The organism is Streptomyces sp. PTY087I2 (assembly GCF_001687325.1).
Taxonomy (GTDB): domain Bacteria; phylum Actinomycetota; class Actinomycetes; order Streptomycetales; family Streptomycetaceae; genus Streptomyces.
This window is the reverse complement of sequence record NZ_LZRD01000007.1, coordinates 204,337-224,888: the sequence shown is the minus strand read 5'-3', so window position 1 is coordinate 224,888 and position 20,552 is coordinate 204,337. Positions and strand designations below refer to the sequence as shown.

The window sequence follows — 20,552 nt, the reverse complement described above, 5'->3', positions numbered from 1 at the left end:
CGGGCGGGGGCCGGGTCAGGTGGCGGGTGCGCGGTCGGGGTCCTGGCACCGCCGGGGCGGAGCCGTGGCGCCCGGTCCGTGGGGCGGGTGGGATGTGCGGGCCGGGGCTCCGGCGGCATCGGCCCCGCTCGTACGGCGGCCCGGGCGGGTCAGGAGCGGAGCGAGCAGCGCGGTGACGGTCAGGATCGCCGCCGAGACCGCGAAGGCGGCCCGGTAGCCGGCGGTCAGGGCCTCCGGGGCGGACGCGTGGCCCGAGACCCGGGCGGTCACGGACCCGGCCAGGGTGGCGAGACAGGCGAGGCCGATCACTCCGCCGATCTGCCGGGTGGTGTTCACCAGTCCGCCGGCCAGGCCCGCGTCGGGTCCCGGGACGCCGTCCACACAGAGCGCCGTGAGCTGGACGAAGGCGACGCCGAGGCCGAGGCCGGCCAGGACGATCGGTCCGAGGACGTCAACGGCGTAACTTCCGCCGGAGTCGACGCGTGACAGCCACAGCAGCCCCGCGGCTTCGCAGAGCAGAGCCGCGGTCAGCGTCACGGTGCCGCCGGTACGGCGGGCGAGGCGCGGAGCGGCGAGCGCGCCCAGCATGTTGGCTGCGGCGAAGGGGAGTTGGCCCGCACCGGTGGCCAGCGCGCTCATACCGAGCACCTGTTGCTGATAGAGCGGCAGGAAGAAGAACAGCGCGATCCACACGGAGCCCAGGAGCGCCATCAGCAGATTGCCCCCGGCGAGGCGGCCCGTGGCGAACAACCGGGGCGGTACCAGAGCGTCCGGCCGACGGCGCTCGGTGCCGACGAAAGCCGCGAACAGCACCAGGGCGGCGAGGAGGGCACCGAGCACTCCGGGGTCCGTCCAGCCGGCCCCCCGCGCACTGGTCAGAGCCCAGACCAGGCAGGTCAGGGCCAGGGTGACGGTTACGGTACCCGGCACGTCGAACCGTCCGGCCGCGCGGCCGCCGCCCCGGGGCACCAGCGCCGCCACGGCGAGGAGGACCAGCACCGTTCCGAGTGCGACGGCGTGGAAGATCCACGGCCAGCCCCACGCCTGGGTGAGGATGCCGCCCAGCAGAACGCCCGCCGCCCCTCCCGCGCCGGAGACGGCCCCCCACACTCCGAGGGCCCGGCCCCGGGCGGGCCCCGGCGGGAACAGGTCGACCGTCAAGGCGAGTGCGGCGGGGGCTATGGCGGCGGCGCCGAGCCCCTGCGCGGTGCGGGCGGTGATCAGCATGCCCGGCGAGGACGCCAGGGCGGCGGCCAGCGAAGCCCCCGCGAACAGCCCGAGGCCCGCGACCAGCACCCGGCGGCGGCCGAGCAGATCGCCCGCCCGGCCGCCGGGCAGCAGCAGCGCCCCGAACGCCAGGCTGTAGGCGTTGACCACCCAGGTGACGCCCTCGTCCGAGAGACCCACCCCGTCGCGGATCTGCGGGAGGGCCACGTTGACGATCGAGGTGGCGAGCATGACGGTGAACTGCGCCGCCGCGAGCGCCGCGAGCGCGGCCCCCGGGCGGGGTGCGGCGGTCGGCCTGTCCTCTGTGCGTCCAAGGTTCATGACACGCAGCCTCGTGCCGCCCGGTGTCCACATTCCATGCCCGGCGGGGGCAACGGCTGTCCAGTCCTGTCCGCACCTGTCCACTCCGCACCCGTCCACCGGACGGGACGAGCCGGTGCGCGGGCACGCCGCGCTGTTCTACCGCTGTTGGCCGTACAGTTCCCGCTGCCACAGGGCGTCACAGAGCAGGTCCAGGCCCTGACGCACATGGCGCCGGTAGGTGCCGTACGGCAGTCCGAGCCGGCGGGCGGCCGCCTCCTGGGTGGGCGCGCCGGAGAAGTTGCCCGCCGTCAGCGCGTCGCGGGCGCGCACACCGCGCGGGTCACAAGCGAGTTCGTCGACGGCTTGGCGCAGCAGGGCGCGCAGTTCCGTGACGGGCTCCGCGGAGTCGGCCACCAGCCGGCTGCGCAGCAGTGCGCAGACGCCGAAGGCGGAAGGGTCGCGCCAGTGCGTCAGCGCCTCGCGTACGGCCTGGTCGAACGCGGTACGGGAGAGGGGCGACGGTCCCGGCGTGACCGGCGCGTCGCCGGTCGTGGAGACGAAGTTCCACAACCACGCCTCCACGGGCGTGCGGCGCCAGTCGACACTGAACAGTCCGTAGGTGTGCTCACCGACCCGCGGGCGCTTCCCCGTGTCGTCGAGGGTGCCCTTGACACGCTCGGCCCAGGTCTCGGCATCCCGGTAGACGGCGAAGCCGTAGGCGCGTCCACGGGCGCGGGCGGCTTCCGCCTGGGCCCGGGAGCTGCTCAGATCGGTGACGCGCGAGGGAACCTGGTACCGCTCGGGGTAGACCGAGAAACGGCTGATGCCGATGTGCTCGCCGGGGCTCACGGGCGCGGTGGACTCGGTGTGCCGCCAGGCGGCGGCGACCACGGGATCGGTTTCCAGGACCTCGGGGTCGGGCGGGGCGGGCAGCACGAGGCGGGCGGTGAACGCCACCGTCCGGCCCGTGCTCACGAGGCGGTAGACACTGAACGCCTGCGGCTGGCGCCGTGCCCAGTAGCGGACCAGCGCCGCGGAGTCGGCGCCCTCGGTCTCCTCGGCCATGGCGAGCACCGTGTCGAGGTCGTCCGGGTGGAGGGGGCTGTCGTGGACCTCGTCCTCGCGGGCCCATGTGCGCAGCCGGGAGAGGACCTTGCCTTCCCGGAAGAGGTGGAAGAGATCGTCGGTGACGGTCCAGACCCGTTCCTCCGGGGCCTCGCGCAGGATGCGCAGGTATTCGTCCGCCAGGCGCCGGCGCATCGTCTCGAAGGCGTTGGGGGCCCGCCAGCGCAGGTCGGCGACGAGGGTCTCCCGTGCGGCGTCGTGCGGATGGAGCCCCCGGTCCGTGGACTCCATGAACGGCAGGTCCCTCAGCCAGGCGAAGAGCGGATGGACGTCCTCCTCGGGGAGTACCGCGGCGAGCAGTTCTTCGGAGGTCGAGTGGGTCTGCGCCGCCACCTCCAGGGCGCGCCGGTGGGCGGCCGTGGGCACCTCGCCGATCAGCCCCGACAGCAGGGTGCGCAGGACGTCCGCCGACGGGGTCCAGATCTCCTCCCGGCCGCAGCCCTTCGATCCCGCCGCGGCCGCGAGGGACAGCGCCAGCGGGTTGCCCCCGGCGAAGCGCAGCACCCGGTCGCGCAGTTCGGGCCGGATCCTGGCCGAGGCCAGCAGGCCGTCGGCCTGCTCCTCGGTGAACGGCTCCAGTTCGGTGACGTGCAGGAGCCCGGACCACGCCGGGTCGGAGGTCCACTGCGGCCGCGGCGGGTGCCGGCCGGCCAGGACGACCAGGGCGTCGTCCGCGGCGCGGGGCAGAAAGCGGTGCCGCAGCCAGCTCTCCAGCCACTGGCAGTGCTCGAAGGAGTCCACCAGCAGCACCGTTCCCGGAACGTCGAGGAAGGGGCCGGCGGCCTGTTCGAAGTCGGCCGGGTCCCGGCCGACGAACCGGCCGTCGAACTCGACGAGCCGTCGGCCCGCCGTACGGGCGTGGTCCGCCAGGCGCCGCAGCAGGGTCGACTTCCCGATGCCACCCGGCCCGCACACGAAGAACGCGAACGGGGACCGCGGGTCACCGGCCAGGGCCTCCCCGAAACGCTCCAGTTCCCTTTCCCGGCCGACGAACGCCTGTACGCGCGCTCGGCTCAGTCTCTCCCCGACAGACGCCATCCCGGCTCCCCCCCCGCTACTTGACGAGTCCGAGGTTGCCGTCGTCGGGGTGACCGGAGACCAGGCGGGTGGTCTCCTCGACCCGCCGGAAGCGGCCGTCGGGGGCCATCTCGGCGAAGAGGTAGACCTCCGTGACGGCGACGCGGCCGTCGTGCCGGGTGACGGTCACGGTGTGGCGGTCGGCGTAGCGCGGTCCGTCGCGCAGTTCCTCGTGGACCTCCATGTGCCCGTCGCGGATCAGGGAACGCAGCCGGGCCATGTGCTGGACGAAGGAATCCCGGTCGCTCCACACGCCGTTGGTGCGCTGGCGGTAGTCGGGGGCGAAGTGCCGGTCGACGGCCTCGGCGAGGCCGAGGTCCGGGGTGAACAGCAGGTCGTTGAGGGCTCTGGTGATGTCGGTCGAAGTCATCGTCTCGGTCGCCTGGGAGAGTTCGGGTGCGGGGTACTGCTCCCGGGGCGGGCAGGGCACCTGGTGCGTCCGTCCCCGGCCGGGGGCGTCGTGCAAGACGGCGGTCAGCCCGCGCGGGTTCCACCTGCGCGCAGGGGCGTGAAGTCCAGCGGCAGGGAGACGGGGCCGCGGGTGTACAGGCCGGTCTCCCGGTAGCGGAAGCCGGGGCTGTGGCGGACCCGGTCGAGCCGGGGCAGGAGCATCGCGGCGACGGTCTCGATCTCCGCGCGGGCGAAGGCCGCGCCGACGCACTGGTGGAGCCCGGTGCCGAAGGCCAGGTGCTGGGCCGCCGCCGTGAAGGAACGGGCGGTGCCGAGGTCGGGGCGGTGGATGTCGAAGGTGTCCGGATCGGCGAAGACGCCGGGGTCACGGTTGGCCGCGCCGATCATGCAGAACACCGTGGCACCCGCGGGGACGGTGGTGCCGGCGATCACCGTGTCCTTCTCCGCCTGGCGGGGAACGAGCTGGACCGGTGGGGTGTAGCGCAGCGTCTCGGCGATCGCGGCGGGCAGCAGGGCCGGGTCCCGGCGCACCTGCGCCAACTGCCCGGGATGGTCGATCAGGTGCTTGAACAGCAGGGCGAGGGTCTTGTCGGCGGGCTCGGTGGCGGCGGCGAGCACATTGATGATCAGCGCGATGATGTCCCGATCGCTCAGGGCCGTGCCCTCGAACTCCGCGGTGCACAGCTGCGATATCAGGTCCGTGCCCGGGGCGCGGCGCCTCCGCTCGACGACGGGGAGGAGATAGGCCTCCAGCTGCCGGGCGCAGTCCATGCAGTGCCGGCGGCGCTCGGGCGTGAGGGCCAGGCTGGTGATGAACTCGGCGACCCCGCTGTGCCAGGCGGCCACCCGCTGCCGGTCCTTGCTGTCCAGGCCGAGGAGGTTCAGCGTCATGTGGACGGCGAAGGGTTTGCCGAAGTCGTTGACCAGATCCATCCGGCCCCGGGCCAGCAGGGGCGCCAGGAGCTCGGCCGCGTGCACGCGGACGGCGCGGACCTGCTCGCGCAGAGCCTCGCCGGTCATCGCCCGGACGATGATCTTGCGTTTGGCGGTGTGCTCCGCCCCGGTCATCTGGGCGAGGACCGGCCCGCGCATCACCGGCTCGGCGCGTGCCTGCAACGTCTTGGTGGTGAACGCCCGATGGTCGGTCAGCACCTGCCTGACGTCCCGGTGGCGGGAGAGGAAGTAGCTGCCGATCGCCGGGTCGTAGTGCACCGGGGCCTGTTCCCGCAGCCGGGCGAAGTGCCCGTAGGGGTCGGCGTCGAACTCGTCCGACAGGACGCTGAAGCCGGGACGTACCAGTGACATGGAAGAACCTCTCGCAGGGCCGGGCTGACAACCATCCGCCGTGCCCCCGAAGGGACGACGACCACGAGCGGGAGGCGTCAGCCGGACCCGACCCTCCGGAAGGTCAGGCACACCAGGGGCGTCTCCTCCCCGACCGGGGTGCCGATGCTGTCCCAGAACCGGCGATGACCCTCGCACCACTCCTCCAGGGACCGGTCCCCCTCGCCCTCGGCCGCCGCATGGTCCCAGGTGACCTCGCGGAACGGGGTCACTTCCACCCGGGTGATCTCGATCGTGGCGACGCGGCTCCCGTCGTTGCCGAGGAGCGCCAGCCGTTCCCCGGCGAATTCCAGGCCCTCGGTCTCTTCGGCATACTCGGCCAGGAGGCCGGTCGTGGCGGTCTTTTTCCCATCGAGGACGAGGGAGTTCAGCCGGTCCCGCACGTCACCGGCTGTGCCGAGCTCCAACGCCCGCATGCCGTCCACCCGTGGCCACACAATCCCGTCCCCGTCCCCGGGCCCCTGCCCGCACACCCCGGCCATTCGCACCCCATGGTAGCCAGCCGGCAGTCCACGATCCCCGTTGCCTTCCCGGACCTCCTCCCAGGGCGTGTCCGGCGGACCCGGTGCCGGGTCCGCCCAGGGAGAACCCCGCTGCGCCCGCCGTCCCCCGTACGGCAGCATGGGGCCATGTCCGTACTGACGCGCGACGAAGCGCAGACCCGAGCCCAGTTCCTCGACGTGGAGCGGTACACGATCGCCCTCGACCTCACCACCGGCGAGGAGACCTTCGACTCCGCCACCGCCATCCGGTTCACCGCCCGCGCGGCCGGAGACACCTTCGTCGAGGTCAAGCCCGCCACCCTGCGCTCGATCAGCCTCGACGGACAGCCCCTGGACCCCGCCCTCCTCGACGGCAACCGCTACCCCCTCACCGGACTCACCGCCGGCCCCCACGAACTGCGCGTCGACGCCGCGATGCACTACTCCCGCACCGGCGAGGGCATGCACCGCTTCACCGACCCCACCGACGGCGAGACCTACCTCTACACCCAGCTGTTCATGGAGGACGTCCAGCGCGTCTTCGCCGCCTTCGACCAGCCCGACCTCAAGTCCGTCTTCGCCATCGACGTCACCGCCCCCACGGGCTGGACCGTCCTCGGCAACGGCGTCGCCGAACAGACCGGGCAGGGGCGCTGGACCATCGCCCCCACCCCGCTCATCTCCACCTATCTCGTCGCGATCGCCGCGGGACCCTGGCACTCGATCACCACCGAGCACGCCGGACTGCCCTTCGGCATCCACTGCCGCCGCTCGCTGGCGCCCTACCTGGACGCCGACGCCGACGAGATCCTCGGCATCACCCGCGCCTGCTACGACCGCTACCACGAGAAGTTCGACGAGCCCTACCCGTTCGACTCCTACGACCAGGCCTTCGTCCCCGAGTTCAACGCGGGCGCCATGGAGAACCCCGGACTCGTCACCTTCCGCGACGAGTTCGTCTTCCGCTCCGCCGTCACCGACACCGAGCGCCAGACCCGCGCCATGGTCATCGCCCACGAGATGGCCCACATGTGGTTCGGCGACCTCGTCACGCTGACCTGGTGGGACGACATCTGGCTGAACGAGTCGTTCGCCGAGTACATGGGCTACCAGACCCTCACCGAGGCCACGCACTTCACCGACACCTGGGTCGACTTCGGCGTCGCCCGCAAGGGCTGGGGCTACGACGCCGACCAGCGCCCCTCCACCCACCCCGTCGCCCCGGACCCCGACGCCGTCCCCGACACCGCGTCCGCCCTCCTCAACTTCGACGGCATCAGCTACGCCAAGGGCGCCTCCGCCCTGCGCCAACTCGTCGCCTGGCTCGGCGAGAAGGACTTCCTGGCCGGCATCAACGCCCACTTCGCCCGCCACAAGTTCGCCAACGCCACCCTCGCCGACTTCATCGACAACCTGGCCTCCGCCACCGACCGCGACGTCCACGCCTGGGCCGAACAGTGGCTGCGCACCACCGGCATCGACACCCTCACCGCCGAGACCGGCACCCCCGAGACCGGCACCGAACCCACGTCGAACGGCAACGGCAACGGACAGTCCTGGGCCCTCACCGTCACCCGCGACGGTTCCCGCCCCCACCGCATCACCGTCGGCGCCTACGACCACGCCCTGAACACCCAGGCGGGCCCCGGCCACCTCGCCCCGCGCGACCGCTTCGAGATCGACGTACCCGGCGACGGGACACCCACGATCCGCCCCGGCCGCCGCCCCGCCCTCGTCGTCCTCAACGACGGCGACCTCACCTACGCCAAGGTCCGCCTGGACACCGCCTCCTGGGACACCGTCCTCACCAGCCTCTCCGGCGTCCCCGACGCCCTCACCCGGGCCGTCCTGTGGAACGCCGCCCGCGACATGGTCCGCGACGGCGACCTCGCCCCCGCCACCTATCTCGCGACCGCCCGCACCCACCTCCCGCACGAGACGGACCTCGCCCTCGTCCAGGGCGTCCTGTCCTTCGCCGCCGGACAGATCGCCGACCGCTACGTCGCCCCCGAGGACCGCCCCGCGGCCCTCGCCACCCTCGCCGACCTCTGCCGCGACCTCATCCGCCGCACCGAGGACGGCTCCCACCCCGGCCTGCGCCTCATCGCCGTACGCCACTTCATCGACGCCGCCACCCAGCCCGACACCCTGCGCAGCTGGCTCGACGAAGGCACCGTCCACGGCGGACCCGAGCTCGACCCCGAACTGCGCTGGCGCATCCTCACCCGCCTCGCCGTCCTCGGCGCCACCGACGAGACCACCATCGCCGCGGCCCTCGAAGCCGACCCCAGCGCCACCGGCCGCGAAGGCGCCGCCCGCTGCCGCGCCGCCCTGCCCACCCCCGAGGCCAAGGCCGCCGCCTGGGACGCCCTGTTCACCGACGACACCCTGTCCAACTACCTCTTCACGGCCACCGCCCAGGGCTTCTGGCAGCCGGGCCAGGAGGAGATCCTCGCCGCGTACGTGCCCCGCTTCTACCCGGACGCCACCGCGCTCGCCGCCCGCCGCGGCCCCGCCATCGCCGAGGCCGCCGGACGCCACGCCTTCCCCCTGTACGCCATCGACGCCGACAGCCTCGCCACCGGCACCCGGGCCCTGGAGGACCCCGATCTCATCCCGGCCCTGCGCCGCAAGCTCGTCGACCAGCTCGACGACCTCCGCCGCGCCCTCGCCGTACGCACGTCGGCCACCGGCTAAGGGGCTCCTGTACGGCCCGGACGCGCGTCGTCCGGGCCGTCGGTCCCCGACCGCAGATCGGCCAGCAGCTCCGCCTGGCCCGCCAGCACCCCGGTCAGAATGGTCCGCGCCACCCGCAGCAGCTCCGCCACCCCCGGGTCGGCCAGCGTGTAGTGGACGGCCGACCCCTCCCGCCGGGCGGTCACCAGACCGGCCCGGCGCAACACCGCCAGCTGCTGCGAGAGATGCGCGGCCTCGACCCCCACCTCGTTCAGCATCTCCGAGACCGCGTGATCGCGTTCACTGAGCAGTTCGAGCACCCGGATCCGGACCGGGTGCCCCAGCGTCTTGAAGAACTCCGCCTTCAAGCGGTACAGCGGCGTGCTCACCGGCGGCACCCCGTTCCGTACGACGGGAACCCGCCGCACCCCTGCTGACCCGAACTCTTCTCCATGGGTTCATCCTCGCGCCTTCGCGCCACGAGGATGAACCCGGGGACCGGCCGGGTCAGGCCTTCTTCAGGAACTCGGTCCTCAGCACGAGCCCCTTGACCTTCTTCGTGTTGCACTCGATCTCACCGGCGCGCCCGGTGAGCCGGATGTTCTTCACCAGCGTGCCGCGCTTGAGCGTCTCCGACGTGCCCTTCACCTTCAGGTCCTTGACCGTGGTCACGGAGTCACCGTCCACCAGCACGGTCCCGTTGCTGTCCTTCACGACGATGTCGCTCATGGCGCGTTCCTGCCCTTCTCCACCCGGTGCACCTCTTGCACCGGACATCTCTCAACGATCATGGGACCGGCCGTTCCGCCGCAGCGGGAGGGTGATCCATATGCTCTTGCCGCCCTCGTCGGCATCGCCCCGCACCACCGCGCTGCCGCCCAGGCCGTGGGTCAGCTCCATCACGGTCGCCAGCCCCCGCCCCGGCGCTATCCCGGCGGACGCGAACAGCGCCGGGCGGTACGGATGGCGGTCGTGCACACCGAACGCGAACGTGTCGGGGCCGCCCGCGAACACCACCGTCACGTTCGGCGAGAGCACCGCCGCGTGCCGCACGCTGTTGGCCACCAGCTCACTGACGATCAGCAGCGCCGGATCCCGGCACGGGTCCTGCGACCCGACGCCCCACTCCGCCAGCACCTGTTCGGCGGTCTCCCGGGCGACGCGCACGGCCGGCCCCGTCGTGGGCAGCGTCAGCACATGCCGGTACGGCAAGGTGTCCGGAGGCGTGATCATCGGGCCGCCTTCTCGGCCGCCACGGATGCTTCCCGGCCGTCACGGGCCAGCCCCACCCCGGCGGTCGCCAGCCGCTCCCGGGCGCCGCCGAACGCCTCGGCGGCCGTGGCGTACTCACGCCCGTCCCGCCGCAGCAGCTCCAGCGCCCCCACGGACTCCAGCGCCCGCCGCTGACCCGGCCGGATCCCGGAGGCCAGCACCACGATGCCCCGCCCGTTCAGCCGGTGCACGGTGTCCTTCAGCGCGAGCGCGCCGGTGGCGTCCAGCGTGGTCACCCGGCACATGCGCAGGATGACCACGCGTACGCCGGAGATCTCACCGAGCTCCAGCAGCGAACGGTGCGCCCCGGCGAAGAACAACGGCCCCTCGATCCGGTAGGCCACGACCTGCCCGGTCGCGTCGGTGCGCTCGCGGCCGCCGCCCCCGTTGTCGTACGTCGGCGGGCTCGGCAGGTCCGGCGCGGTGCCGTCGTCGTACGTCGGGGAGCCCGTCCGGTCCGTGGCGCTCTTGCCGTACGTCGCCGAGCCCGGCAGATCCGGCACGGTGCCGTTGTCGTACGTCGGCGGGCCCGGCCGGTCCGGCACGCTGTCGTCGTACGGATCCACCCGGTCCAGCCGCGCCTCGGCCGCGACCGCGCGCAGGGCCAGTGCCCCGGCCACCGCCAGCCCGATCACGACCGCCAGCACCAGGTCCAGCACCAGGGTCGCCACCGCCGTCAGCACCAGCACCACCGCGTCCGACCGCGTCGCCCGCGCCATCGCCCGCAACGCTCCCACCTCGACCATCCGTACCGCCGTGGCCAGCAGCACCCCGGCCAGCGCGGCGAGCGGGATCCGTGACACCAGGGGAGCCGCCGCGAACACGATCACCGCCAGCACCGCGGCATGCGTCAGCGCAGCGAGCCGTGAACGCGCGCCCGTACGGACATTGACCGCCGTCCGCGCGATCGCCGCCGTCGCGGGCACTCCGCCGAACAACGGCGCGGCCAGATTCGCGATGCCCTGCCCGAACAACTCCCGGTCGGGATCATGCTTCTGGCCGGTCGTCATGCCGTCGGCGACCGTCGCCGACAGCAGCGACTCCAACGCCGCCAGGGCCGCCACCGCGACCGCCGGAGCCAGCAGCGAACCCACCGCCGACAGATCCAGGAACCCGAGCGAAGGAGCCGGCAGACCGGCGGGCAGCGCACCGATCGGCGTCGCCCCGTCCAGGTGGAACAGCTGCGCCGCCAGCGTCGCCGCGGCCACCGCCACCACCGAGAACGGCACCCCCGGACGCAGCCGGGCCCCCGTCAGCATCAGCCCCGCCACCCCGAGGGTGATCGCGAGCGCGGTCCAGTTCGGGGCGGACGCGAACTCCTCGACCGCCCGCCACGCCACCACCAGCACCTTGTCGCCCTCCGGGGCGGCCACCCCCAGGGCGTTCGGGATCTGCTGGAGAGCGATCACACACGCGATGCCGAACGTGAACCCCTCGACCACCGGCGCCGGGACATACCGCATCGACCGGCCCGCCCGCAGCAGCGCCAGCACGATCAGCAGGCCCCCCGCCAGCAGCCCGACCGTCAGCACCCCGCCCGGACCGTACTCCGCGACGATCGGCACCAGGACCACCGTCATCGCCCCGGTCGGCCCCGACACCTGGAGGTTCGACCCGCCGAACACCGCGGCCAGCGCCCCCGCCACCACCGCGGTCGCGAGCCCCGCCTCCGCGCCCAGCCCCGACGCCACGCCGAAGCCCAGCGCGAGCGGCAACGCCACGATCGCCACCGTCAGACCGGCGAGCAGATCACGGCGCGGGGCACGGGCCATCGCGGCGAAGTCGGCACGCACGGGCAGCAGCGCCCGCACCCGCGCCCAACCCCGCGCCGCCACATCCGGGAACCCGTTCACGGCGCGGACACCTCGGCCTCCCGCAGCTCGGCGAGCAGCCCGTCCCGGTCGGACAGCATCTCCGTCAGGATCCGCCGCGCGGCCCGCATCAGCTCGGCGACATCGCCGCCCGCCAGCTCGTACACCACCGTGGAACCCTCCCGGGTCGCGTTGACGATGCCGGACCGGCGCAGAACCGCCAGCTGCTGCGAGAGCGCCGAGGGCTCCACCTCGATCGCGGCCAGCAGATCCCGCACCGGCGACGGCCCCGACTGGAGCAGCTCCAGGACCCGGATGCGCACCGGATGCCCGAGCATCCGGAAGAACTCGGCCTTGGCCTGGTACAGGGGGACCGGCACGGAGGAACCTCTCCTCGGCAGTACGTCACCGCCACGGGCAGGAGCCGGGCGGGGGCCGTGAACCGCGCACGACGGCGGAACGGCCCCCACAGCATGTAGTGAATTGCAGAATTTCGCAATTCACTCATTGAGCAATGTCGTGCGGGGGCTCTCCGCTCGCACGTTCATCCAGCATTCGCACGCCCATACCATCCCGGCCCTCGCCTGTCCGGCCGCATCGGCCGCCAGTACCCCTTTCGAGTTCAGATCGTTGGGCTCTTCGGCCGCGCCACCCGAAACCGGGGACAAGCTGGCATGTCCACCCCCGCGCATCCGAAGGACCACCCCACCCATGCCCACCCCGCCCCTCGCCGGAGACACCGCGGGCCCCGCCGCCCTGCGCCCCCTCCTCGACACCGTCCTCGCCGCACTCCACGACGGCGCGGCCCTCCGCGGCGGCCCCCTCCCCGCCGGCGGACCCGACACCGTCACCCCGCGCACCCGTACCGCCACCCACCCCCTCATCCCCGACCACGGCACCGGCCCCCACCACGCCCTGCGCTCCCTCGTCACCGCCCTCGCCGCGGGCGCGGCCGACCCCGCCCACCCCCACTGCGCCGCCCACCTGCACACCCCGCCCCTCGCCCTGGCAGCCGCCGCCGACCTCGCCGCGAGCGCCCTCAACCCCTCCATGGACTCCTGGGACCAGGCCCCCGCCGCCTCCGCCCTCGAAGCCGACCTCACCAGCGCACTCGCCGCCGAGATCTACCCCGGCGCCCCCTCGCCCGACGCCGTCATCACCACCGGCGGCACCGAGGCCAACCAGCTCGCCCTGCTCCTCGCCCGCGAACGCCACGGCCCCGTACAGACCGTCTGCGGCGCCAACGCCCACCACAGCGTCGCCCGCGCCGCCTGGCTCCTCGGCCTCCCCGAACCCGTCGTCGTCCCCGCCCCCACCGGCACCCTCGACCTCGCCGCCCTCGACGACGCCCTCACCGAACTCCACCGCCCCCTCCTCGTCGTCGCCACCGCCGGCACCACCGACACCGGCGAGATCGACCCCCTCGACGCCATCGCCGACCTCTGCACCACCCACGACGCCGAACTCCACATCGACGCCGCCTACGGAGGACCGCTCCTCCTCAGCCCCACCGCCCGCCCCCTCCTCCAGGGCCTCGACCGCGCCCACAGCGTCACCCTCGACCTCCACAAACTCGGCTGGCAGCCCGCGTCCGCCGGCCTCCTCGCCGTACCCGAACACCACCTCCTCACCCCCCTCCACCACCACGCCCCCTACCTCAACGCCGATGACGACACCGAAGCCGGCCTCCCCGACCTCCTCGGCCGCTCCCTGCGCACCACCCGCCGCCCCGACGCCCTCAAGATCGCCGTCACCCTCCAGGCCCTCGGCCGCAGCGGACTCGCCGACCTCATCGACCGCACCCTCGCCACCGCCCACCACCTCGCCGACCTCATCACCAAGAACCCCGCGCTCGACCTCTACGACCGCCCCACCATCAGCACCGTCCTCTTCCGCCCCACCGACGCCGACGACCACACCGTCGCCACCGTCCGCCGCACCCTCCTCCAACGCGGCCACGCCGTCCTCGGCCGCGCCCACGCCGAAGGCCGCCTCTGGCTCAAGGCGACCCTCCTCAACCCCCACACCACCCCCCAGGACCTCCGGACCCTCCTGGACCTGGTCACCGCCACCACCACCGACCTCCTCACCGGCCCACCCGCACCGGCGGCGCCGGCCCCCACCCCGCACCCCACGGAAGGCGACACCCCGCGATGACCGACCGGCCCGCCCACGAACCCGACCAGCCACACGACCTCGTCGGCATCGGCATCGGCCCGTTCAACCTCTCCCTCGCCGCTCTCGCCCACCACATCCCCGCCGCCCCCGGCGACCCCCGCCCCCTCGCCGCGACCTTCTACGAACAACGCCCCGCCTTCCACTGGCACCCCGGCCTCCTCCTCGACGGGGCCAGCCTCCAAGTCCCCTTCCTCGCCGACCTCGTCACCCTCGCCGACCCCACCAGCCCCTGGAGCTTCCTCAACTACCTCCGCACCCGCGACCGCCTCTTCCCCTTCTACTTCGCCGAGCGCTTCCACATCCAACGGGCCGAGTACGACGCCTACTGCCGCTGGGTCACCGAACAACTTCCCGGCCTGCACTTCGGCCACCAGGTCGACGCCGTCCGCTGGAACACCGAACGCGCCCTCTTCGAGGTCGACTTCACCCAGCTCGACCGCGACGGCGAAGCCGAAGCACTCGGCCGCGCCTACACCCGCCACATCGCCCTCGGCATCGGCACCGAACCCTTCGTCCCCGAACCCCTCAGACCCCTCGCCGAAGCCGAGGCCGTCCCCGTACTCCACTCCGCCGACTACCTCCGCCACCGCGAACGCCTCCTCGCCGCCGACCACATCACCGTCATCGGATCCGGCCAGTCCGGCGCCGAGATCTTCCTCGACCTCCTGCGCGCCCGCCCCGAGGGCGCCGAGAAGATCCACTGGCTCGCCCGCACCCAGGCCTTCGCGCCCATGGAGTACTCGAAGCTCGGCCTGGAGCACTTCACCCCCGACTACAGCCGCTACTTCCACGCGCTGCCCGAATCCGCCCGCGACGAACTCGTTCCCCGGCAGTGGCAGCTCCACAAAGGCATCGACGCCGACACCATCGCCGCCATCCACGACGAGCTCTACCGCCGCACCCTCCACGGCGGCTGGCCCGACGCCACCCTCACCCCCGGCGTCCATGTCCGTACCGCAGGACGCCTCGCCGACACCCGCGTCGAACTCCACCTCGAACACACCCAGCAAGGCATCCGCAGCCGTCTCACCACGGACGCCGTCATCCTCGCCACCGGCTACCGCGAACGCCCCCTCGACGCCGTCCTCGGCGGCCTCGCCCCCTACCTCAGCCGCGACGCCTCGCACCGCCCCCGCATCGACGACCAGTACCGCCTGGTCCTCGACCCCACGGTCACCGGACACGTCTACGTACAGAACGCCGAACGCCACACCCACGGAGTCGGCGCCCCCGACCTCGGCCTCGCCGCCTGGCGCAGCGCCACCATCCTCAACAACCTCACCGGCGCCAACCCCTACCCCCTCCCCGAACGCACCGCCTTCACCACCTTCGGCCTCACGCCCCAACCACCCGGAATCCCGACCCAGGCCCCCGCCCTCGTCCCCCTGAGCCAGCCCCTCTAGCCCCGGCCCCCCGGGACAGCGAACGGCCCGGGCCCCCACGGAGGGAGACCCGGGCCGAACGAACCAACCAGCGCTATGGGAAGACCGGCGTCCCCTCACGCGTCAGCCGCCACCCCACCGAAGCGAACGCCGCCGGGTCCACCGAACCCTTCTCCCGCACCCACCCGATGATCGTGTTCCGGATCTCGTCCGAATCCGCCCACAGCTGCTGCGCACCCGGCACATGCGGGAAGTTCCCGCCGCCGCTCGCCCGGTAGTTGTTCACCGCGAACACGAACCGCGCCGCCGGGTCGATCGGCTTCCCGTCGAACGACAACCCCACGATCCGCGAACCCGCCGGCTTCGCGATGTCGACGTCGTACGTCACGCCCGACACCGCGTCGTAGTTGTAGTCCGGAATCCCGTCCGCGTTCGTCAGCTTCGCCGTGTCCACCGGACCGCCCGCCGGCGTCTGCACGTAATACCGCGCCGAATACTCCAGGTAGTCCTTCAGCTGGGCACCCGTGATCAGCCGCGCCTCCAGCGTGTTCTCGAACGGATACAGCCCCGCCGCGTCCTTGATCGTCACATCGCCGGCCGGAATCCCCGCCGTACGCGAGAAGCACGACGCCTGCGACAGCACCGGCAGCGCCGCGTACTCCCCGCCCGCCAGCGCCGCCTTCACCGTCTCCGTCTGCACCACGTTGATCAGATCGATGATCGGCTCGTCCTTCCACGGCGCGTCCGCCGTCGACATCGCCACCACCGACGTACCGATCACCTGGTTGACGTACTCCACCACCTTGCGGTGCTCGCGGCGCAGCAGCGACGTCACCTTCGGGTCCTCCGGCACCGTGTTGGAGTTCAGCACGCGGGAGCCGGCCTTCTCCACCGTCCAGCGGCCCTTCTCCCACACCAGGTCGAAGTCGAACAGCGTCAGCCGCTGCCCCCACTTCGCCGGCTCCGACAGCACGACCTGCTTGCCGGTCTCCTTGTTCGTCACGAAGTGCTCCGCGATCTCCACATGCGCGTGGCCCACCAGGATCGCGTCGATACCGGGCACCTGCTCCGCCACCAGCGCCGCCGCGTTCTCCACGTACGGCAGCTGGTCACCCCACGACGACGTCCCCGAGGAACCCGAGTGCGCCGACACGATCACCACGTCCGCACCCATCGACCGCAGCTTCGGCACCCACTTCGCGGCCTGCTCCTCCAGACCCGGGAACACCATCTTCCCGCTCACATTCGCCTTGTCCCAGATCGCGATACCGGGATTCGTCAGCCCCAGCACCGCCACCCGCACATCACGCCCGCACGGCGTGTGCATCCGCTTGATGACATACGGGGCGAACGCCGGCCGCAACGTCTTCGCGTCCAGCGCATTCGCCCCCAGCAGCGGGAAATCGCACTGCTCCTCGAATTTCCGCAGCACCGGAATGCCGTAATTGAACTCGTGGTTCCCGAGCGCCGCCGCGTCGTAACCGATCGCGTTCATCGCCCGCGCCATCGGGTGCACCGGACCGCGCCGCGCCGTGATCGGGTCGACCTTCGCGTAGTAGTACGACAGCTGGGTGCCCTGGATCGTGTCACCCGCGTCGATCAGCAGCGTGTTCCGGCGGCCCTTCTCCCGGCGCACCTGATCCACCAGCGTCGAGATCTTCGCCAGGCCGACGTCGTTGTGGGCGGAGTCGTCGTACTCCTTGTCCGTGAAGTAGTCCCAGTTGAAGACGTTCCCGTGCAGGTCGGTCGTGCCCATCACGGTGAACGAGTACCGCTTCGGAGGACGTCCGTGACCGTGCCCATGGCCGTGCCCCGTGGCCTGCGCCGCACCGGCCGAGCCGGCCACCGCACCGCCCGCCATCGCCACTCCCGCACCCGCGGCGGCCGAACGGCCCAGAAACGTCCTACGGTTCAACGGCATCTCTTCACTCCTCGTTCAGTACGGCAACGCGCGTAGATTCTGGCCCAGCCACCACCGCCCACAACACCCCGCGCAGGTTTCGATCTGATGACCACCCGACAGGCACCCCGTACCGCCACCCGCCGTGCCACAGTGAACACATGACCGACACCCCCACCCCCGCACCCCACCCCTCCCACGGCACCCCCACGGCCCCCCGCGTCACCGTCCGCGGCGAAGCGCACCTCGAAGTCGACCCCGAGATCGCCCGTATCGCCGTCACCCTCACCGCCCGCAACACCGACCGGCGCACCACCCTCGACGACCTCAACCGCCGCAACACCGCCACCCTCGACCTCGTCAAGGGCTACGGCGACGCCGTCGAAAAACTCGAAACCGGCACCCTCACCATCCGCCCCGAACTCGCCCGCCACGGCCGCGGCGAACGCATCCGCGCCTACCACGGCAGCATCCAACTCACCGTCACCCTGAGCGACTTCACCGTTCTCGGGGAGATCGTCGCCCGCCTCGCCGACCAGGAACTCACCCGCGTCGACGGCCCCTGGTGGGCGCTGCGCCCCACCTCCCCCCACCACGCGGCCGCCCGCCGCCAGGCCGTCCAGGAAGCGCTCCAGCGCGCCCGCGAGTACGCCGAGGCCCTGGACACCCGCATCGGCGCCCTCCTCGAACTCGGCGACACCGGCGCCGTCGGCGGGGCCACCTTCGCCGCCGCGTCCTACGGCGGGGCCATGCCCTTCCGCTCCGCCCGCGCGGAAGGCGCCGCCGAAGCGGCCCCGATCGACCTCGAACCCGTACGCCAGAACGTCGACGCCCAGGTCGAAGCGGCCTTCACCCTCATCCCGCCGGACCTCGGATAAACGCTCATCAGAGCACCCCGGCGCACAATTCAACACTTGTCAATAACCCTTCATCCAAAGGTTGTTGAGGTGTCATGCGGAGCCAAATACCTACCCGTAGGTAAGGTTTAGGCTCGATGTATGCGCCGAGCGAAAATCGTTTGTACCCTGGGACCCGCAACCGACTCGTACGACCAGATCAAGGCCCTGGTCGAGGCGGGAATGGACATCGCCCGCTTCAACCTCAGCCACGGCAGTTACGCCGAACACGAAGAGCGCTACCACCACGTGCGCAAGGCGTCCGAGGAAACCGGCCGCAGCGTCGGCATCCTCGCCGACCTTCAAGGCCCGAAGATCCGCCTCGGACGCTTCCGCGAAGGCCCCGTACTCCTTGAACGCGGCGACACCTTCACCATCACCGTCGAACCCCTCGAAGGCGAAGGCACCGGCGACATCTGCGGCACCACCTACGACGGACTCGCCGCCGACGTCACCACCGGCGAACGCATCCTCGTCGACGACGGCCGCGTCACCCTCGAAGTCACCGGAGTCGACGGACCCCGCGTCCACACCACCGTCATCGAAGGCGGCATGGTCTCCGACAACAAGGGACTCAACCTCCCCGGCGTCGCCGTCTCCGTCCCCGCCCTCTCCGAGAAGGACATCGACGACCTCCGCTGGGCCCTGCGCACCGGCGCCGACATCATCGCCCTCTCCTTCGTCCGCACCGGACGCGACATCGACGACGTCCACCGGATCATGGACGAGGAGGGCCGCCGCCTCCCCGTCATCGCCAAGGTCGAAAAACCCCAGGCCGTCGACAACATCGACGACATCGTGGCCGCCTTCGACGGCATCATGGTCGCCCGCGGCGATCTCGGCGTCGAAATGCCGCTGGAGCAGGTCCCGATCGTCCAGAAGCGCGCCATCAAGCTCGCCAAGCGCAACGCCAAACCGGTCATCGTCGCCACCCAGATGCTCGATTCGATGATCGACAACTCCCGCCCCACCCGCGCCGAGGCCTCCGACGTCGCCAACGCGATCATCGACGGCACGGACGCGGTGATGCTCTCCGGCGAGACCAGCGTCGGCAAGTACCCCATCGAGACCGTGCGCACCATGTCCCGCATCGTCGAGGCCGCCGAGGAAGACCTCCTCGCCAAGGGCCTCCCGCCCCTCACCGAACGCAACAAGCCCCGCACCCAGGGCGGAGCCGTGGCGCGCGCCGCCGCCGAGATGGGCGACTTCCTCGGCGCGAAGTTCCTCGTCGCCTTCACCCAGAGCGGCGACACGGTCAAGCGCCTCTCCCGCTACCGCTCACCCATCCCGCTCCTCGCCTTCACCCCCGACGAAGCCACCCGCGCCCAGCTCAACCTCACCTGGGGCGTCGAGACCTTCCTCGGCCCGAAGGTCGACTCCACGGACGCGATGGTCGCCCAGGTCGACGAGGAACTCCTCCGCATCGGCCGCTGCGCGAAGGGCGACGTGGTCGTCATCACGGCCGGCTCCCCGCCCGGCGTCCCCGGCTCCACGAACCTGGTCCGCGTCCACCACATCGGCGAGGACGACAGCCCGAAGTAGGCGGCCCGGGATGGCGGTGCGCGAAAGCGGACGCTCACATCGCGAAAGCGGACGCTCACATGAAGTGAACGTCCGCTTTTCCTCGGTGGTGCCGGGTATGGGATTCGAACCCACATGTCCTTGCGGACAGAGGTGTTTGAGACCTCCGCGTCAACCAATTGCGCCAACCCGGCGTGGTAACCGATCAGCAGTGTACCTGGTGTCAGAAGGCGGCAGCAGGTAGGTAGGCTGCTTCGCAGCAGCGCCTGCCCTGAATCAAGGAGCCCCGTGACCACCCCCGAGTCGCCCCAGCCCGTAGACGCCGTCGACGACGACAAGTCGCACGTCCCGCCGCTGACGACCCGCGTCGTCATCGCCGAGGACGAGGCCCTCATCCGCCTCGACCTCAAGGAGATGCTGGAGGAGGAGGGCTACTCCGTCGTCGGTGAGGCGGGCGACGGGCAGCAGGCCGTCGAGCTGGCCCGGGAGCACAAGCCCGACCTGGTCATCCTGGACGTGAAGATGCCGGTCCTCGACGGGATCTCCGCCGCCGAGAAGATCGCCGAGGAGTCCATCGCCCCGGTCCTCATGCTCACCGCCTTCTCGCAGCGCGACCTCGTCGAGCGGGCCCGGGACGCCGGGGCCATGGCGTACCTCGTGAAGCCGTTCAGCAAGAGCGACGTCGTGCCCGCCATCGAGATGGCCGTCTCCCGGTTCGCCGAGCTGAAGGCGCTGGAGAGCGAGATCGCGGACCTGTCCCAGCGGCTGGAGACCCGCAAGCTGGTGGACCGGGCCAAGAGCATCCTCCAGACCGACTACGGGCTCTCCGAGCCGGCCGCGTTCCGGTGGATCCAGAAGACGTCGATGGACCGCCGGATGTCGATGCAGCAGCTCGCGGAGGCGCTGATCGCGGACGCCGAGGAGAAGAAGAAGTCGGCCGAGTAGCC

The 20,552-nt window shown here is 71.9% G+C and carries 17 protein-coding genes and 1 tRNA gene; 6 read left to right on the top strand and 12 right to left on the bottom strand.

All coding sequences use genetic code 11. The features are described 5' to 3' along the window. Positions 1-15 precede the first annotated feature (15 nt). The 5 genes from A3Q37_RS09735 to A3Q37_RS09715 all read right to left on the bottom strand — a co-directional run bounded on the left by A3Q37_RS09735 (position 16) and on the right by A3Q37_RS09715 (position 5,903). Positions 16-1,548: an MFS transporter gene (locus A3Q37_RS09735; RefSeq protein ID WP_065480899.1), complete on the bottom strand. Its 1,533-nt coding sequence runs from the start codon at positions 1,546-1,548 to the stop codon at positions 16-18. Between the two features lie 138 nt (positions 1,549-1,686). Beyond that, positions 1,687-3,693 carry an AAA family ATPase gene (locus A3Q37_RS09730; protein ID WP_065480896.1) on the bottom strand — a complete coding sequence of 669 codons (2,007 nt, stop codon included), beginning with the start codon at positions 3,691-3,693 and terminating at the stop codon, positions 1,687-1,689. 16 nt (positions 3,694-3,709) lie between these two features. After that, positions 3,710-4,102: a nuclear transport factor 2 family protein gene (locus tag A3Q37_RS09725; RefSeq protein ID WP_065481079.1), complete on the bottom strand. Its 393-nt coding sequence runs from the start codon at positions 4,100-4,102 to the stop codon at positions 3,710-3,712. 104 nt (positions 4,103-4,206) lie between these two features. Beyond that, complete coding sequence (locus A3Q37_RS09720) at positions 4,207-5,448, bottom strand: cytochrome P450, cyclodipeptide synthase-associated (protein ID WP_065480893.1); 1,242 nt, start codon at positions 5,446-5,448, stop codon at positions 4,207-4,209. 77 nt (positions 5,449-5,525) lie between these two features. After that, complete coding sequence (locus A3Q37_RS09715; protein ID WP_255311775.1) at positions 5,526-5,903, bottom strand: ASCH domain-containing protein; 378 nt, start codon at positions 5,901-5,903, stop codon at positions 5,526-5,528. Between the two features lie 213 nt (positions 5,904-6,116). On the opposite strand from A3Q37_RS09715, the gene pepN reads away from it, so the two are divergent. After that, complete coding sequence (gene pepN / locus A3Q37_RS09710) at positions 6,117-8,666, top strand: aminopeptidase N (protein ID WP_065480889.1); 2,550 nt, start codon at positions 6,117-6,119, stop codon at positions 8,664-8,666. Here the strand turns inward: pepN and A3Q37_RS09705 are convergent. The 5 genes from A3Q37_RS09705 to A3Q37_RS09685 all read right to left on the bottom strand — a co-directional run bounded on the left by A3Q37_RS09705 (position 8,663) and on the right by A3Q37_RS09685 (position 12,108). Beyond that, entirely contained in the window at positions 8,663-9,034 is a 372-nt protein-coding gene (locus A3Q37_RS09705) for a helix-turn-helix transcriptional regulator (protein WP_065481075.1), read from the bottom strand. The two genes, pepN and A3Q37_RS09705, sit on opposite strands and share 4 nt — an antisense overlap. Before the next feature lie 118 nt (positions 9,035-9,152). Beyond that, positions 9,153-9,374 (bottom strand): alkylphosphonate utilization protein, encoded by a 222-nt coding sequence (locus tag A3Q37_RS09700; protein WP_006123749.1) that lies wholly within the window; start codon positions 9,372-9,374, stop codon positions 9,153-9,155. A 51-nt stretch (positions 9,375-9,425) separates the two neighbouring features. Next, a complete protein-coding gene (locus A3Q37_RS09695; protein WP_065480886.1) occupies positions 9,426-9,878 on the bottom strand; it encodes an anti-sigma regulatory factor in 453 nt (150 codons plus the stop codon). After that, positions 9,875-11,689 (bottom strand): SulP family inorganic anion transporter, encoded by a 1,815-nt coding sequence (locus A3Q37_RS09690; RefSeq protein ID WP_255311776.1) that lies wholly within the window; start codon positions 11,687-11,689, stop codon positions 9,875-9,877. The genes A3Q37_RS09695 and A3Q37_RS09690 overlap by 4 nt, the downstream gene beginning before the upstream one ends. Before the next feature lie 77 nt (positions 11,690-11,766). Further along, positions 11,767-12,108, bottom strand: a complete 342-nt coding sequence (locus A3Q37_RS09685) for a metalloregulator ArsR/SmtB family transcription factor (RefSeq protein ID WP_065480883.1) — start codon at positions 12,106-12,108, stop codon at positions 11,767-11,769. A 331-nt stretch (positions 12,109-12,439) separates the two neighbouring features. Here A3Q37_RS09685 and A3Q37_RS09680 point away from each other — a divergent pair, with 331 nt between their 5' ends. Together A3Q37_RS09680 and A3Q37_RS09675 are read left to right on the top strand one after the other, a co-directional pair. Further along, a complete protein-coding gene (locus tag A3Q37_RS09680; protein WP_065480880.1) occupies positions 12,440-13,885 on the top strand; it encodes an aminotransferase class V-fold PLP-dependent enzyme in 1,446 nt (481 codons plus the stop codon). Beyond that, on the top strand, positions 13,882-15,309 hold the full coding sequence (locus A3Q37_RS09675; RefSeq protein WP_065480876.1) for a lysine N(6)-hydroxylase/L-ornithine N(5)-oxygenase family protein: 1,428 nt from the start codon (positions 13,882-13,884) through the stop codon (positions 15,307-15,309). The genes A3Q37_RS09680 and A3Q37_RS09675 overlap by 4 nt, the downstream gene beginning before the upstream one ends. Before the next feature lie 73 nt (positions 15,310-15,382). Here the strand turns inward: A3Q37_RS09675 and A3Q37_RS09670 are convergent, their stop codons facing one another. Further along, on the bottom strand, positions 15,383-17,209 hold the full coding sequence (locus A3Q37_RS09670) for a bifunctional UDP-sugar hydrolase/5'-nucleotidase (RefSeq protein ID WP_065480870.1): 1,827 nt from the start codon (positions 17,207-17,209) through the stop codon (positions 15,383-15,385). 140 nt (positions 17,210-17,349) lie between these two features. Between A3Q37_RS09670 and A3Q37_RS09665 the strand changes: the two genes are divergently transcribed. Continuing rightward, a complete protein-coding gene (locus A3Q37_RS09665; protein WP_065480867.1) occupies positions 17,350-18,066 on the top strand; it encodes an SIMPL domain-containing protein in 717 nt (238 codons plus the stop codon). A gap of 120 nt (positions 18,067-18,186) precedes the next feature. Continuing rightward, a complete protein-coding gene (gene pyk / locus A3Q37_RS09660) occupies positions 18,187-19,626 on the top strand; it encodes a pyruvate kinase (RefSeq protein WP_065480862.1) in 1,440 nt (479 codons plus the stop codon). Positions 19,627-19,712: 86 nt separating this feature from the next. Here pyk and A3Q37_RS09655 read toward each other — a convergent pair. After that, a tRNA-Leu gene (locus A3Q37_RS09655) sits at positions 19,713-19,799 on the bottom strand. A gap of 94 nt (positions 19,800-19,893) precedes the next feature. Between A3Q37_RS09655 and A3Q37_RS09650 the strand changes: the two genes are divergently transcribed. Beyond that, entirely contained in the window at positions 19,894-20,550 is a 657-nt protein-coding gene (locus tag A3Q37_RS09650; protein WP_006123741.1) for an ANTAR domain-containing response regulator, read from the top strand. The last annotated feature ends 2 nt before the right edge of the window (positions 20,551-20,552 follow it).